The organism is Micromonospora sp. NPDC005305 (assembly GCF_040607315.1).
GTDB lineage: Bacteria > Actinomycetota > Actinomycetes > Mycobacteriales > Micromonosporaceae > Micromonospora.
The window spans coordinates 78,112-92,242 of the sequence record NZ_JBEXGL010000011.1 but is presented as its reverse complement, the minus strand read 5'-3'; the positions used below and the strand labels follow the sequence as shown (position 1 = coordinate 92,242).

Here is a 14,131-nt window from a genome sequence, read left to right as displayed (position 1 = left end):
ACGCGTGAAAGGGGCCCCGCCGGCGGCGGGGCCCCTTTCACGTCGTGCCCGGGTCAGTCGTGGGCGATGGCGCCCAGCACGTTGATCCGCGCGGCGCGGATCGCGGGCAGCACCGCGGCCACCACACCGATGATCGCCGCCAGGACCAGGAAGGTCACCATCTGGCCCCAGGGCAGGACCAGGTCGGTGATGCCCTCGTCCTTGAGCGCCCGGACCACGGCCGCGCCGAGGCCCGTGCCGACCACGACGCCGAGCAGCGCGCCGAAGATCGAGATCACCACCGCCTCCACGGTGATCATCCGCATGGTCTGCGCCCGGCGCAGGCCGATCGCCCGCAACAGGCCCAGCTCCCGGGTGCGCTCCAGCACCGACAGGGCGAGGGTGTTGATGATGCCCAGCACCGCGATCACGATGGCCAGCGCCAGCAGGATCTGGATCATCCGCAGCGGCGTGTCCAGCTGGCTGGTCTGCTGCTTGATGAACGCGGCCCGGTCCGCCACCGACACCTCGGGGCTGTCGGCCAGCAGCCGCTCGACCTGCGGCTGCACCGCGGCGACCGAGGTGCCCGGGGCGAGCTGCACGAAGCCCTGGATGGGCTGCGGGATGGCGAAGTCGGTGGCCGCCTGCGGCGGCAGCACCACCGGGTTGGTCAGCTGCGAGCTCTCGTAGATGCCGCTGACCGTGTAGGTGCGGGCCTCGCCCCGGGACAGCTGGACGTTCACCGTCGAGCCGACCGCCAGGTTGCGGGACTTCGCGGTGTCCGAGCTGAGCAGCATCTGGTCCGGGTTCAGCCGGCTGATGTCACCGGCGGTCGCCTTCGCCCCGAAGATCTTTTCCAGCGCGGCCACGTCGCTGGACGCGGCCACCCAGGTCCGCTCACCGTTCAGCGTCGCCATGTCGCCGTACTCGCCGTCGACCAGCCGCACCCCGGGGATGGCGGCGGCCTTCTCCAGCACCGCCGGGTCGAAGCTGGGCGGGCGGGGGCCGGCCTGGGCGCCGGAGATCACCAGCTCGGCCTTGATGGTGTCCTCCGCCAGGGCGCTGATGCTGCCCTTGGCCGAGTCGAGGATCACCGTCACCCCGGTCACCAGCGCGATGCCCACCATCAGCGCGGCGGCCGTGATCGCCGTGCGGCGCGGGTTGCGGCCGGAGTTGAGCCGGCCCAGCTTGCCCGGCACCGACCAGGCGAAGATCGTGCCCAGCAGGGCGACGACCGGCCGGCTGATCAGCGGGGTCAGCAGCGCCACGCCGATGAACGCGAACAGCACGCCGCCCAGGATGGTGGCGAGGGTGTTGTCGCCGGCGTGGCCGCCGAGCCCGAGGAACAGCAGGCCCGCGCCGATCGCGGTGACCACGGACCCGCCGACGGTCACCTTGGTCAGCGGCCGGTCCGGCGTGGCGACGTCCTGCATGGCGGCGATCGGCGGGATGCGCGAGGCGCGCAGGGCCGGCAGCAGGGCCGCCACCACGGTGATCACCGTGCCCACGGCGAAGGCGCCGATGACCGCCGCGGGCGGCACGCCCAGGCCGGCCAGGGTGAGCCCGCCGGCGAGCTTGCCGAACAGGTACGCCAGCAGCGCGCCGACCCCGATGCCGGCCGCGAGCCCGAGCACCGAGGCGATCAGGCCGACCGCCACGGCCTCCAGCACCACCGAGCCGATGACCTGCCGGCCGCTCGCGCCGATGGCCCGCATGAGCGCCAGCTCGCGGGTGCGCTGGGCCACGATGATCGAGAAGGTGTTGAGGATCAGGAAGGTGCCGACCAGCAGCGCCACCGCGGCGAAGCCGAGGAGGATCTTGTTGAAGAAGGACAGGCCCTCCTTCAGCCCGGCGGACGCGTCGTCCGCGAGCTGCTTGCCGGTCTTCACCTCGTAGTCCGCGCCCAGCGAACGGGCCACCTGGTCGCGCAGCGCCTCGGGTGTGGTGCCGCCGGTGGCCTGCGCCGTCACGTTGGAGAACACGCCCGGCTTGCCGAGCATCAGCTGCTGGGCGACCGGGGTGGTGAACGCCACCTCGTTGACCCCGCCGACCGAGTCCCGGCCGCCGCTGTAGCCGAAGACACCGACCAGGGTGAACTCCTTCTTCGGCGCCAGGGTCAGCACGCCGACCCGGTCGCCGACCTTGACCTTGGCCGCCTCGGCGAGCGCCACGTTGACCACGATCTCGTCGTCGGCCTGCGGCGCGCGCCCCTCCCGCAGCTTCACGAGGTCGCTCTCGCCCAGCCAGTTCTCGCCGAGCTGCGGCGGGCCGAACGAGGTGACCACCTTGCCGTTGCTGCCGATCAGCCGGGCCCCGTCGGCGTTGACCACGCCCTGGACGTCGGCCACACCCGGCACCGCCTTGACCCGGTCGACGACCGACGCGGGCACCGGGGCGGCGACCTGCTCACCCTCGACCTCCGACAGCGCGACCTTCGGCTTGCCGGCCACGTTGACGTCGACGTCGGAGAACGCGTCGGAGAAGACCGCGTCGAAGGAGCGGCCGAGGGTGTCGGTGAGCACGAACGCCCCGGAGACGAACATGACACCCAGCACCACCGCCAGGCCCGACAACAGCAGGCGCAGCTTGCGCGCCAGCAGGCTCTTCAGAGTGGCCCGGAACATCAGTTGCCCACCTCGGCCGGCGCGTCGAGCTTCTTCATGGTGTCCAGCACCGTGTCCGCGGTCGGCTCGATCAGCTCGGAGACGATCTCACCGTCGGCCAGGAAGACCACCCGGTCGGCGTACGCGGCGGCGGTCGGGTCGTGGGTGACCATGACGATGGTCTGGCCGTGCTCCCGCACGGAGTTGCGCAGGAAGTTGAGCACCTCGGCGCCGGAGCGGGAGTCCAGGTTGCCGGTCGGCTCGTCCGCGAAGATCACCTCGGGGCGGGCCACCAAAGCCCGGGCGCACGCCACCCGCTGCTGCTGGCCGCCGGAGAGCTGCGCCGGGCGGTGCCCGAGCCGCTCCCGCAGGCCGACCGTGTCGATCACCGTGTCGTACCAGGCCGGGTCGGGCTTGCGGCCGGCGATCGACAGCGGCAGCAGGATGTTCTCCTGGGCGGTGAGCGTGGGCAGCAGGTTGAACTGCTGGAAGATGAAGCCCACCTTGTCGCGGCGCAGCTTCGTGAGGCCGGCGTCGCCCAGCCCGGTCACCGTGGTGTCACCGATCATGACGGTGCCCCGGGTCACCGAGTCCAGGCCCGCCAGGCAGTGCATCAGCGTCGACTTGCCCGAGCCGGACGGGCCCATGATCGCGGTGAACCGGCCCCGCTCGAACTCGGCGCTCACCCCCCGCAGCGCGATCACCTGCGCCTCGCCGCTGCCGTACACCTTCCACACGTCGCTGGCGCGGGCCGCGGCCTGCGCCTGCTGCCCTACCGTCGCGGTCACGATCATCTACCTCTTCCGTCAGCCTGCTGATCCGCACCGCCCCCGCTGGTCGGTGCGGCAGTTCCATCCTCGGTGCCGCCGGGCCCGGATCCGTCCACCCCCGGGCGGAACCTCGCCGGGATTTCCGTTGGGGCAACCCCCGACGCCGGCTCAGGGTCATCCCTGACCGGCCGGCGCCGCCGACGCTAGGACCTCACGTCGCGTCATGGTCAACCCCGCCGCGCCGCCGATGGTCACGGTAGGTGACCGGTGCCACCTCACCCGCCGGGACGGACCAGGCCCGTCTCGTACGCCAGCACCACCGCCTGCACCCGGTCGCGCAGCCCCAGCTTGGTCAGCACGTGCCCGACATGGGTCTTCACGGTGGTCTCGCTCACCGACAGCTCCCGGGCGATCTCGGCGTTGGACAACCCGCGCGCCACCTGCACGAGCACCTCCCGCTCCCGCTCGGTCAGCGCGTTCAACGCCTTCGGCGGGGTGGCCGCCGGGTCGGGCAGCACGTCGGCGAAGCGGTCCAGCAGCCGGCGCAGGATCCGCGGCGCCACCACCGCCTCCCCGGCCGCCACCGTCCGGATCGCGGTCACCAGGTCCTCGGCCGGCACGTCCTTGGCCAGGAAGCCGCTCGCCCCGGCGCGCAGCGCGCCCACCACGTACTCGTCCAGGTCGAAGGTGGTGAGGATGAGCACCCGCACGGGCAGGCGGGCGTCCACGATCGCCCGGGTGGCCGCCACCCCGTCCATCCGCGGCATCCGGATGTCCATGAGCACCACGTCCGGCAGCAGCCGCCGGGACAGCTCCACCGCCTCCACCCCGTCGCCGGCCTCGGCCACGATGTCCAGGTCGTCCTCGGTGCCCAGCACCATCCGGAAGCCGGTACGCAGCAGCGGCTGGTCGTCGGCGAGCAGGATCCGCACCGGTCGGGGAGCGGCGCTGTGGGTCATCGAACTCCTCCATGGAGACCCCGGGCTTTAGCCGTGGGGAGGAAACGGGGGCCACGGCCGGCCGGCACGTCGCCCCGGTGCTCACAAGATGATCGGCTAGGTTGTGAGGCGTGGCCGTGAAGACGGTGAAGCGGGCGTTCAAGTACCGCTTCTACCCGACCCCGGAGCAGGCCGGCGAGCTTGCCCGGACGTTCGGGTGCGTCCGGCTGGTCTACAACATGGCGTTGCAGGCTCGCACCGAGGCGTGGACGCTGCGTCAGGAGCGGGTCAACTACAACGCCACGTCCGCGCTGCTCACCGGTTGGAAGAAGACTGAGGAACTGGCGTTCCTCAACGACGTCTCCTCCGTGCCGTTGCAGCAGGCGCTGCGGCATCTGCAAGGCGCGTTCACCAACTTCTTCGCCAAACGGTCGAAGTACCCGACGTTCAAGAGCAAGAAGAGGTCCCGCCGCTCGGCGGAGTACACCACCAGCGCGTTCCGCTGGCGCGATGGTCGGCTGACCCTGGCGAAGATGACCGCACCCCTGCACATCGTGTGGTCGCGGCCGCTGCCCGACGGCGCGGCGCCGTCCACGGTGAACGTCTCGCAGGACGCGGCCGGACGCTGGTTCGTGTCCTTGCTCTGCGACGACGTGATCCACCCCGCCCCGGCCGTCAACGCCGCTATCGGCGTCGACGCCGGCCTGGACAGCCTGCTCACCGTTTCCACCGGGGAGAAGATCACCAACCCCAAGCACGAACGCCGCGACCGGGTCGCTCTCGCCCGCGCCCAGCGCAACCTGGCCAAGAAGGAGAAGGGCTCCGCGAACCGGGCCAAGGCCCGGGTCAAGGTCGCCCGCGTCCACGCCCGAATCACCGACCGCAGACGGGACCACCTGCACAAGCTGACAACTCGGCTCGTTCGTGAGAACCAAACGATCGTGATCGAGGACCTGACTGTGCGAAACATGCTCCGCAACCACCGCCTGGCCCGCGCCATCAGCGACGCGGCCTGGCGGCAGTTCCGCACCATGCTGGAGTACAAGGCCGACTGGCACGGCCGCACCCTGATCACGATTGATCGCTGGTTCCCGTCGTCCAAGTTGTGCTCCGCCTGCGGCGCGGTCGCCAAGAAGATGCCGCTGGCCGTACGGAACTGGACATGCCGCTGTGGTACCACCCACGACCGCGACGTCAACGCGGCCGTCAACATCAAGGCCGAAGGGCTTTCGGTCTCTGCCTGTGGAGGCGGTGTAAGACCTCAACGGACGAACGTCCGGACGAGGCAGTCGCCGGTGAAGCAGGAAACCCCTGGGGCGACCCAGGGAATCCCCCGCCTCTAGGCGTGGGATGAAGGTCAACGGTCTCCCTCGTTCGGCCGGGCGCCGGTCACGCCGGGACCGCCCCGGCCGGCTCCAGCGGAATCCGCGCGTACACCCGGAAGCCGCCGCCGGGCCGCGGGCCGGTCCGCAGGACCCCACCGTAGAGGGCGACGCGCTCCCGCATGCCGACCAGACCGTGTCCGATCCGATCGGCCACCGGCGCCGGGCCGCGCCCGGTGTCGGTGACCTCCACCGCCAGGAAGCCCGGGGTGACGGTGAGCCGGACCAGCGCGGTGGCCCGGCCGGCGTGCTTGAGCGCGTTGGTCAGCGCCTCCTGCACGATCCGGTAGACGGTCAGCGCCACCCCGTCCTCCATCGGCCCGGGCGTGCCGTCGACCCGCAGCGTGACCGGCAGCCCGGCGTCGCGGACCTGCTCGACGAGGGCCTCGATGCCGGTCAGGCCCGGCTGCGGGGTCAGCTCGGCGGCCGGTTCGGCGTCGGTGCGCAGCACGTCCAGGAGCCGGCGCAGCTCCCGCAGCGTGGCCCGCCCGGTCTCCTCGACCGTGGCCATCGCCTCGTCCGCCGCGTCCGGGTCCCGGCGCAGCACCCGGCGTGCCCCGGTGGCCAGCACGCCCATCACGCTGACGTGGTGCGCCACCACGTCGTGCAACTCCCGGGCGATCCGGCGCCGCTCGTCGGCGACCGCCTGCTCGGCCAACGACCGCTGGGTGGCCTCGGCGATCCGGGCCCGCTCCCGCAGCATCCGGGTGGACTGCCGGCGCGCATGCACCGCCCGGCCCACCGCGAACGCCACCGACGCGGTGAGCAGGTTGTCGAGCACCAGCACGCCGGGGCCCATGTCGAGCACCCCGTCCAGCGGCGCGACCACGTTCGCCAGCACCACCGGCACCCAGAGCAGCAGCGCGGCCAGGGAGGCCGCGCGCAGCGGCCGGTGCGCCGCCATCGTGTAGGTGAGAACGACGAAGGCCAGCCCCTGGGTGGTGGGCGCCAGGCTGAACAGCACCGGCACGGCCAGCGTGGCCACCGCCGCGCCCACGGCGGGCCACGGGGCGACCCGGCGGATCGCCACCGGAGCGGCGCAGAGCACGCTCCAGCCCAGCGCCGCCCAGAGCTGCTCGGGTCGCAGCTCCCGCGGGGTCAGCAGCAGGAACGCCGCGTCCACGAGCGCCAGCGCGACGGCCGTGGCGGCGTCCGCGGCCAGCGGCCGGTCCCGCGCCCACGCGCGCAGCCGGTTCGTCATGCGTCGACGCTAGCCGCCGCCCGGCGCCGGCCGGTCGTCGCCGATGCCGAACCCCGCCTCCTCCGTGAGGAGGAGCCTCACTCGTCCGCGCCGGGCGCGGCCGGCCGGGAGCGGGCGTCGGTGAGCGGGTCGGCCGGCCCGGCCACCGGGAACGGCGGCGGCGTGCCGCCGAAGCTGGGGCACAGCGCCTGGTGGCTGCACCAGTCGCAGAGCCGGCTCGGCCGGGGCCGGAAATCCTGCCGGGCGGTGGCCTGCTCGATGGCCCGCCAGAGCGCCACCACCGTGCGCTCGAAGCGCAGCAGCTCCTCGGCGTCGGGGGAGTAGTCGCACACCTCGGCGTCCTTGAGGTAGAGCAGCCGCAGCACCCGCGGCACCACCCCCCGGGTCCGCCACAGCACCAGCGCGTAGAACTTGAGCTGGAACAGCGCCCGCGCCTCGAACGCCTCGCGCGGGGCGCCGCCGGTCTTGTAGTCGACCACCCGCAGGGCGCCGTCGGGCGCCACGTCGAGCCGGTCGAGGTAGCCCCGGATGAGCAGCTCGTCGTCGACCACCGCGGAGATCAGCGCCTCCCGCTCGGCCGGCTCCAGCCGGCGCGGGTCCTCCACCGCGAAGTAGCCCTCCAGCAGGGCCGCCGCCGAGCGGAGGAACCCCTCCACGGCGGCCGTGTCGCCCTCGGCGAACAGCGTCGCCAGCTCCGGCTGCTCGGTGACCAGCCGGTCCCACTGCGGGGCGACCAGGTCGCCGGCCGACTCCGGGGTGCGGGCGCCCGCCGGCAGGTCGAACAGCCGCTCCAGCACGGCGTGCACCAGCGTGCCCCGGACCTGCTCCACGGTGGGTCGCTCGGGCAGCCGGTCGATGCTGCGGAACCGGTAGAGCAGCGGGCAGGTCTTGAAGTCGGCCGCCCGCGACGGCGACAGCGACGCCCGCACCGTGGGCGCCGTGGCCGTCGGGTCGGGCTGCGTGTCGATCACCGGTTCCGCCGTCATGCCCGGAAGGTTAGGGCACCGGTGTGACAGGGCGGCCGTCGGCGTACCGGGGCATGATCGGCCCCGCGGTGCCGTCCTTCGTTCGCGACTGCGGGGCTCGCAGAACCGGCTCACTCCTCGCGCTCACGTAGCATCAACCCGGTGGAGCAGCGGACCCGACCGTCACGCCGGCCCGGTCTGACCCTCGGCCGGGTGTTCGGGGTGCCGCTGCGCGCCGACGCCTCGATGCTGCTGCTCACCGTGGTCGTCACCGTGCTCTACGCCGCGCTGGCCCGCCGCCAGCTCGACCTCGGCCACCTCGGTGGCTACCTGGTCGGCCTCGGCTTCGTGGTCTCGCTGCTCGGCTCGGTGCTGCTGCACGAACTGGGGCACGCGCTGACCGCCCGGCGCTACGGCATCGGTGTGCGGGGGATCACCCTGGAGCTGCTCGGCGGCTACACCGAGATGGACCGGGACGCCCCCAGCCCCAAGGTCGACCTGCTGGTCTCCCTGGCCGGGCCGGCCGTCTCGGCGGTGCTCGGCGCCGGCGCGGTCGCCGCCACTCTGGCCCTGCCCGCCGGCACCCTCGCCCACCAGCTCGCCTTCCAGCTCGCGGTCAGCAACGTCGTGGTCGCCGTGTTCAACAGCCTGCCCGGGCTGCCCCTGGACGGCGGTCGGGCGCTGCGCGCCGCGGTCTGGGCGGTCACCCGGGACCGGCACCGGGGCACCGAGGTGGCCGGCTGGGTCGGCCGGGCCGTGGCGGTCGCCACCGTGGCCCTGGTCGTGCTGCTCACCCTGCGCCGGGCGCTCGCCCCGCTCGCCCTGCCGCTCATGCTGCTGGTGGCCGTGACCCTCTGGCGGGGCGCCGGCCAGTCCATCCGGATGGCCCGGATCGGCCGCCGCCTGCCGCTGGTCGACCTGGCCCGGCTGGCCCGCCCGCTGCTGCCGGTGCCCACCGGCACCCCGCTCGCCGAGGCGCAGCGCCGCCGCGCGGAGGGTGCCACGCCCGACGCCGCGCTGGCCGTGGTCGACTCCGCCGGCCGCCCGGTCGCCCTGGTCGACCCGGCCCGCGTCGCCGCCGTACCCGCGGAACGGCGCCCGTGGCTCGCGGTGGACGCGGTGGCCCGCGACCTGGGCCGCGTGCCTGCGCTGCCGGTCGACGCGGACGGCGAGCGGGTGCTGGAGACCGTGCGGACCCACCCGGGCGCACAGTACGTCGTGACGGCAGGCGAAGATGTGGTCGGCGTCCTGCACATCGCGGATCTCGCCCAGCTCCTCGAACCCAAACGGAAGACGAACACGTGACCGCAGAAACCTCCACCGTCCCGGCGCTGCCCCCGGTCCACCGGGGGCCGTTCCGTCCCGGCGACCGGGTCCAGCTGACCGACCCGAAGGGCCGGATGCACACCGTGACGCTGGAGCCCGGCAAGGAGTTCCACACGCACCGGGGGATCCTCAGCCACGACACGCTGATCGGCCTCCCCGACGGCAGCGTGGTCACCACCGCCGGCGGCGGCACCGCGTTCCTGGCCCTGCGGCCGCTGCTGTCCGACTACGTGCTGTCCATGCCGCGCGGCGCCCAGGTGATCTACCCGAAGGACTCGGCGCAGATCGTCGCCATGGGCGACATCTTCCCCGGCGCGAAGGTCCTGGAGGCCGGCGCCGGCTCCGGCGCGCTGTCCTGCTCGCTGCTGCGGGCCGTCGGCACGGACGGTGAGCTGCACTCGTTCGAGGTGCGCGACGACTTCGCCCAGATCGCCCGGCGCAACGTCGAGGCGTTCTTCAACGGCCCGCACCCCGCGTGGCGGCTGCACGTCGGCGACGTCGCCGAGTGCACCGAGACCGGCTTCGACCGCATCATCCTGGACATGCTCACCCCCTGGGAGATGCTCGACATGGTCGAGCGGGCCCTCGTTCCCGGCGGCGTGCTGATCGGCTACGTGGCCACCACGCCGCAGCTCTCCGAGCTGGTCGAGGCGCTGCGCGAGCGGGGCGGCTGGACCGAGCCCCGCGCCTGGGAGTCCCTGGTCCGGGACTGGCACGCCGAGGGGCTCGCGGTCCGGCCCGACCACCGCATGATCGCGCACACCGCCTTCCTGGTCTCCGCGCGCAAGCTCGCCCCCGGGGTCACCGCCCCGCCGCGCCGCCGTAAGCCCAGCAAGGGCGCCGAGGCGTACGCCCAGCGCCGCGACGCGCTGCGCGCCGCCGAGGCGGCCCGCCGGGCAGCCGCCGAGGGCGAGGAGCCGGACCGGGCGTGACCCCGCCGCGCGGACGGGTGGGAGCGGGCGGATCATGGGTTCCGGCGGGGACCACACCGAGCGGGTGGAGACGGTGGCATGAGCGAGCGGATCGGGGCACGCGGCGGGCGCCGCGTTCGCCCCGGCGGTCCGGACCGGCGGCGGCGTACGGGCCGGGAGGCGGTGGCATGAGCAACCCGGGCTACGGCAACGGGGACCTGCCCGCCGTCTTTCCCGACTGGTCGCCCTACACCGACCTGGAGTCGGCCGCCCGGGCCTACCTGCGCGACCCCGACATCGCCCTGGACGCCCTCGGCGGGGTGCTGCGCGGCGCCTCCGTGCTCGGCTTCACCCTGGAACGCTTCGTCAACGAGGTCAACGGCGTGTGGCAGGAGGTCGTCGTCTGCGACGGCAGCCGGCTCGTGCTCTGGCACGGCGAGGACGTCCCGCCGGGGGAGGGGCCGGCCGGCTCGATGACCTCCTCGCTGCGGGTGGTGCCGGTCTCCACGGTCACCGAGGTCGGCTGCCGCCGGCGGCTCACCCGCGCCGACAACGGCGAGGTCCGGGTCGACAGCATCGACGTCTACCTGCTGCTCAGCTCGCTGGACGAGGCGCCGCCCAGCGACGAGATGGCCGGCGCGCCCCGCCACGACGCGCTGCGCTTCGGCAAGACCCTCGACGACGGCGGCGCCGGGCAGATCGCCCGGCTGGAGGAGTTCGCCCGGCTGGTCGCCTCGGTCGTCGGCCGCCCCGTGCTCTGACAGACACCGCGGGCCGGAAACCTCCCGGTTCCCGGCCCGTCGTGTCCGTCGGCTCAGTCGTCGGCCTCCGGGCCGGCCACCTCGGCGCCGTCGCGGGCGCGCACCACGTGGATGCACTCGCCCGGGCACTCCTTCGCCGAGTCGATCACCTCGAGGCGCAGGTGCTCCGGCACGTCCACCCGGGCGCCCGGAGCCTGGCGCAGCTCGCCGTCCGACCCCTTGACGTACGCGAGGCCGTCGACGTCGAACTCGAAGACCTCCGGCGCGTACTGCACGCACAGGCCGTCACCCGTGCACAGGTCCTGATCGACCCAGACCTGCAGCTGGTCCGTCGCGACGTCGGTCACGAAGCACCCCCCATGTTCTCCCGTCCCACGCTCCGACGGTACCCGAACGCCCGTACCCGCCCGACGACCAGCCCTTGGCGATCAAGCTTCGGTGACGAGCGCGTTGCGGAGGACCGAATCGGGCTCATAGCGGCTAGTGTTAGGTCAGAACGTTCAAGCCCCCCGGGGAGGTGGGACGTGGCACGCAGCGACGACGCGGACTCGCGCGCCGCACGGTGGGAGAAGGAGGCCCACGATCTCTCCACGCAGGTTGCGTTCCTTCAAGAGGAACTCGCCCTGGTGCGGCGCAAGTTGACCGAAAGCCCCCGACACGTCCGGCAGCTCGAGGAGCGGCTGGCGGCCACCCAGGCGCAGTTGGCGCGGCTGACCGAGAACAACGAACGGCTCGTGAGCACCCTCAAGGAGGCTCGCGCGCAGATCGTGACGCTCAAGGAGGAGATCGACCGCCTCGCCCAGCCGCCGAGCGGCTACGGCGTCTTCCTGGCCAAGCACGACGACGGCACGGTGGACGTCTTCACCGGCGGGCGCAAGCTCCGGGTGGCCGTCTCGCCCTCGCTCGAGGTCGACGAGCTGCGGCGGGGCCAGGAGGTCCTGCTCAACGACGCGCTCAACATCGTCGACGCGTTCGGCTACGAGCGGGTCGGCGAGGTCGTGATGCTCAAGGAGATCCTCGCGGGTCCCGACGGCGCGCCGGGCGACCGGGCGCTGGTGGTCTCGCACTCCGACGAGGAGCGGATCGTGCACCTCGCCGAGACCCTGATCGGTTCGCCGATCCGGGCCGGCGACTCGCTCATGATCGAGCCCCGCTCGGCGTACGCGTACGAGCGGATCCCGAAGAGCGAGGTCGAGGAGCTTGTCCTGGAGGAGGTGCCCGACGTCGGCTACACCGACATCGGTGGCCTCCACTCGCAGATCGAGCAGATCCGCGACGCGGTCGAGCTGCCGTTCCTGCACGCCGACCTGTTCCGCGAGCACCAGCTCCGGCCGCCGAAGGGCATCCTGCTCTACGGGCCGCCCGGCTGCGGCAAGACGCTGATCGCCAAGGCGGTGGCCAACTCGCTGGCCAAGAAGATCGCCGAGCGGCGGGGCGAGGAGAAGCACACCAGCTTCTTCCTCAACATCAAGGGCCCCGAGCTGCTCAACAAGTACGTCGGCGAGACCGAGCGGCACATCCGGCTGATCTTCCAGCGGGCGCGGGAGAAGGCCGGCGAGGGCACGCCGGTGATCGTGTTCTTCGACGAGATGGACTCGGTCTTCCGCACCCGCGGCTCCGGTGTCTCCTCGGATGTGGAGAACACCATCGTTCCGCAGCTGCTCAGCGAGATCGACGGTGTGGAGGGCCTGGAGAACGTCATCGTCATCGGCGCGTCCAACCGGGAAGACATGATCGACCCGGCGATCCTGCGCCCCGGCCGGCTCGACGTGAAGATCAAGATTGAGCGGCCGGACGCCGAGGCGGCCAAGGACATCTTCTCCAAGTACATCCTCTCCGGGCTGCCGCTGCACGCCGACGACCTGGCCGAGCACGGCGGCGACCCGCAGGCCACCGTGGCGGCAATGATCGACGCGGTCGTGCTGCGGATGTACTCGGAGACCGAGGAGAACCGCTTCCTCGAGGTCACCTACGCCAACGGCGACAAGGAAGTCCTCTACTTCAAGGACTTCAACTCGGGCGCGATGATCCAGAACATCGTCGACCGGGGCAAGAAGATGGCCATCAAGGAGTTCCTCACTTCCGGGCGCAAGGGCCTGCGGCTCCAGCACCTCCTCGACGCCTGCGTCGACGAGTTCCGCGAGAACGAGGACCTGCCCAACACCACCAACCCCGACGACTGGGCGCGCATCTCCGGCAAGAAGGGCGAGCGGATCGTCTACATCCGCACGCTCGTCTCCGGCGGCAAGGGCGCCGAGGCCGGTCGGTCCATCGAGACCGCCAGCAACACCGGCCAGTACCTCTGAGATCGACCGGCCGGGGCGGCGCCACACAGGCGCCGCCCCGGCCGTCGTTCCCGTGGGCCACGAAGGCGGGGCGCACCCGCTAAGGTCCCTCGCGTGCGAAGATCACTCGTCCCGGCCCTGGCCGTCGGCCTCACCGCCCTGCTGACCGCCTGCGGCACCGCCGACGCCGCCGGCCCCGCTCCGGCCGCCTCGGCGTCGGCCTCCACCGCCGCCCCCGTCGTCGCCGATCCGGTTGCCGCTGTCCGGCAGGGTCTGGACCGGAGCCTGCGGGAGACGGTCACGCTGGACGTCCTCGTCACCGTAGCCGACCAGACCATCACCATGACCTCGGCCGTCGAACCCGACAGCGGCCGGATGACGCTGCACATGAAGATGCCCGAGCCGGTCACCATGGTCGTCACCCAGGACGCCATCTACATCCAGCAGGACGAGTCGGACGGCAAGCCGTGGTTGAAGCTCGACCGGGACCGCCTCCGGCCGGAGGGCCAGCTGGCCCAGGGCCTCGACCTTCGGGCGCAGGCCGGCATCCTCGGTGGGGTGGTCTCCGTCGAGCGGACCGGCGACGGCCGGTACAGGGGCGTCGCCGACCCCGAGAAGGCCGTCGCCGCGGCGCGCAACGAGACCCAGCGCGCGTCCCTCCGGAAGGCCTTCAAGCTGGTCAAGCAGAAGTCGGTGCCGTTCGAGGTCACCCTCGACGCCGAGGGGCGGCTCACCCGGCTCACGTACACCTTCGACACGGCGGCCGGGACGATCGAGAACGAGGTGAAGCTGCACGGCTTCGGCGAGCCCCTCGCCATCAGCGCGCCGCCGGAGTCGGAGACCGAGGACGCGGGGGCTGACGTGTACCGGTTCTTCTGACCGGCGTAAGACGGACGTGGGCGGGACGGCGGGGCCCGCGGCGCCCCCCCCCCCGAACCACGGGCGGCGCGCGGCCGGGGCCGGGGCCCCCCCCACCCAGGAAACCGGGGCGAGGGAGGGACGGGGAGGGG

At 72.7% G+C, this 14,131-nt stretch carries 12 protein-coding genes; 6 read left to right on the top strand and 6 right to left on the bottom strand.

What is annotated here, in order from left to right:
* Nucleotides 1-53: 53 nt before the first annotated feature.
* The 3 genes from ABZS80_RS19840 to ABZS80_RS19830 all read right to left on the bottom strand — a co-directional run bounded on the left by ABZS80_RS19840 (nt 54) and on the right by ABZS80_RS19830 (nt 4,311).
* A complete protein-coding gene (locus tag ABZS80_RS19840; protein ID WP_355057765.1) occupies nt 54-2,603 on the bottom strand; it encodes an FtsX-like permease family protein in 2,550 nt (849 codons plus the stop codon).
* Nucleotides 2,603-3,370, bottom strand: a complete 768-nt coding sequence (locus ABZS80_RS19835) for an ABC transporter ATP-binding protein (protein ID WP_151462883.1) — start codon at nt 3,368-3,370, stop codon at nt 2,603-2,605. Before ABZS80_RS19835 ends, ABZS80_RS19840 begins: the two co-directional genes overlap by 1 nt.
* A 257-nt stretch (nt 3,371-3,627) precedes the next feature.
* A complete protein-coding gene (locus tag ABZS80_RS19830) occupies nt 3,628-4,311 on the bottom strand; it encodes a response regulator transcription factor (RefSeq protein WP_355057763.1) in 684 nt (227 codons plus the stop codon).
* Nucleotides 4,312-4,421: 110 nt separating this feature from the next.
* On the opposite strand from ABZS80_RS19830, the gene ABZS80_RS19825 reads away from it, so the two are divergent.
* The gene (locus ABZS80_RS19825; protein ID WP_355057761.1) at nt 4,422-5,633 is read left to right on the top strand and encodes an RNA-guided endonuclease TnpB family protein; all 1,212 of its coding nucleotides are present in this window, start codon (nt 4,422-4,424) and stop codon (nt 5,631-5,633) included.
* 46 nt (nt 5,634-5,679) lie between these two features.
* Here ABZS80_RS19825 and ABZS80_RS19820 read toward each other — a convergent pair whose 3' ends face one another.
* Both ABZS80_RS19820 and ABZS80_RS19815 read right to left on the bottom strand, forming a co-directional pair.
* Nucleotides 5,680-6,873 carry a sensor histidine kinase gene (locus ABZS80_RS19820; RefSeq protein WP_355057760.1) on the bottom strand — a complete coding sequence of 398 codons (1,194 nt, stop codon included), beginning with the start codon at nt 6,871-6,873 and terminating at the stop codon, nt 5,680-5,682.
* Between the two features lie 77 nt (nt 6,874-6,950).
* Nucleotides 6,951-7,859 carry a PD-(D/E)XK nuclease family protein gene (locus ABZS80_RS19815; RefSeq protein WP_355057758.1) on the bottom strand — a complete coding sequence of 303 codons (909 nt, stop codon included), beginning with the start codon at nt 7,857-7,859 and terminating at the stop codon, nt 6,951-6,953.
* A 192-nt stretch (nt 7,860-8,051) separates the two neighbouring features.
* Between ABZS80_RS19815 and ABZS80_RS19810 the strand changes: the two genes are divergently transcribed.
* The 3 genes from ABZS80_RS19810 (at nt 8,052) to ABZS80_RS19800 (ending at nt 10,836) form a co-directional block, all read left to right on the top strand.
* On the top strand, nt 8,052-9,143 hold the full coding sequence (locus tag ABZS80_RS19810; RefSeq protein ID WP_355057989.1) for a M50 family metallopeptidase: 1,092 nt from the start codon (nt 8,052-8,054) through the stop codon (nt 9,141-9,143).
* Nucleotides 9,140-10,096, top strand: a complete 957-nt coding sequence (locus tag ABZS80_RS19805; RefSeq protein WP_355057756.1) for a tRNA (adenine-N1)-methyltransferase — start codon at nt 9,140-9,142, stop codon at nt 10,094-10,096. The genes ABZS80_RS19810 and ABZS80_RS19805 overlap by 4 nt, the downstream gene beginning before the upstream one ends.
* Before the next feature lie 167 nt (nt 10,097-10,263).
* Entirely contained in the window at nt 10,264-10,836 is a 573-nt protein-coding gene (locus tag ABZS80_RS19800; protein ID WP_355057754.1) for a hypothetical protein, read from the top strand.
* 53 nt (nt 10,837-10,889) lie between these two features.
* Here ABZS80_RS19800 and ABZS80_RS19795 read toward each other — a convergent pair whose 3' ends face one another.
* Nucleotides 10,890-11,183, bottom strand: a complete 294-nt coding sequence (locus ABZS80_RS19795) for a ferredoxin (protein ID WP_151462875.1) — start codon at nt 11,181-11,183, stop codon at nt 10,890-10,892.
* Between the two features lie 177 nt (nt 11,184-11,360).
* On the opposite strand from ABZS80_RS19795, the gene arc reads away from it, so the two are divergent.
* Together arc and ABZS80_RS19785 are read left to right on the top strand one after the other, a co-directional pair.
* The gene (gene arc, locus ABZS80_RS19790) at nt 11,361-13,142 is read left to right on the top strand and encodes a proteasome ATPase (RefSeq protein ID WP_151462873.1); all 1,782 of its coding nucleotides are present in this window, start codon (nt 11,361-11,363) and stop codon (nt 13,140-13,142) included.
* A 93-nt stretch (nt 13,143-13,235) separates the two neighbouring features.
* Entirely contained in the window at nt 13,236-14,000 is a 765-nt protein-coding gene (locus ABZS80_RS19785; protein WP_355057752.1) for a hypothetical protein, read from the top strand.
* Nucleotides 14,001-14,131: the final 131 nt, after the last annotated feature.

Excerpts from the sequence above, each read along its gene's own strand:
- ABZS80_RS19840 (WP_355057765.1), bottom strand. The coding sequence starts at position 2,603 with ATGTTCCGGGCCACTCTGAAGAGCCTGCTGGCGCGCAAGCTGCGCCTG.
- ABZS80_RS19830 (WP_355057763.1), bottom strand. The coding sequence starts at position 4,311 with ATGACCCACAGCGCCGCTCCCCGACCGGTGCGGATCCTGCTCGCCGAC.
- ABZS80_RS19820 (WP_355057760.1), bottom strand. The coding sequence starts at position 6,873 with ATGACGAACCGGCTGCGCGCGTGGGCGCGGGACCGGCCGCTGGCCGCG.
- ABZS80_RS19815 (WP_355057758.1), bottom strand. The coding sequence starts at position 7,859 with ATGACGGCGGAACCGGTGATCGACACGCAGCCCGACCCGACGGCCACG.
- ABZS80_RS19800 (WP_355057754.1), top strand. The coding sequence starts at position 10,264 with ATGAGCAACCCGGGCTACGGCAACGGGGACCTGCCCGCCGTCTTTCCC.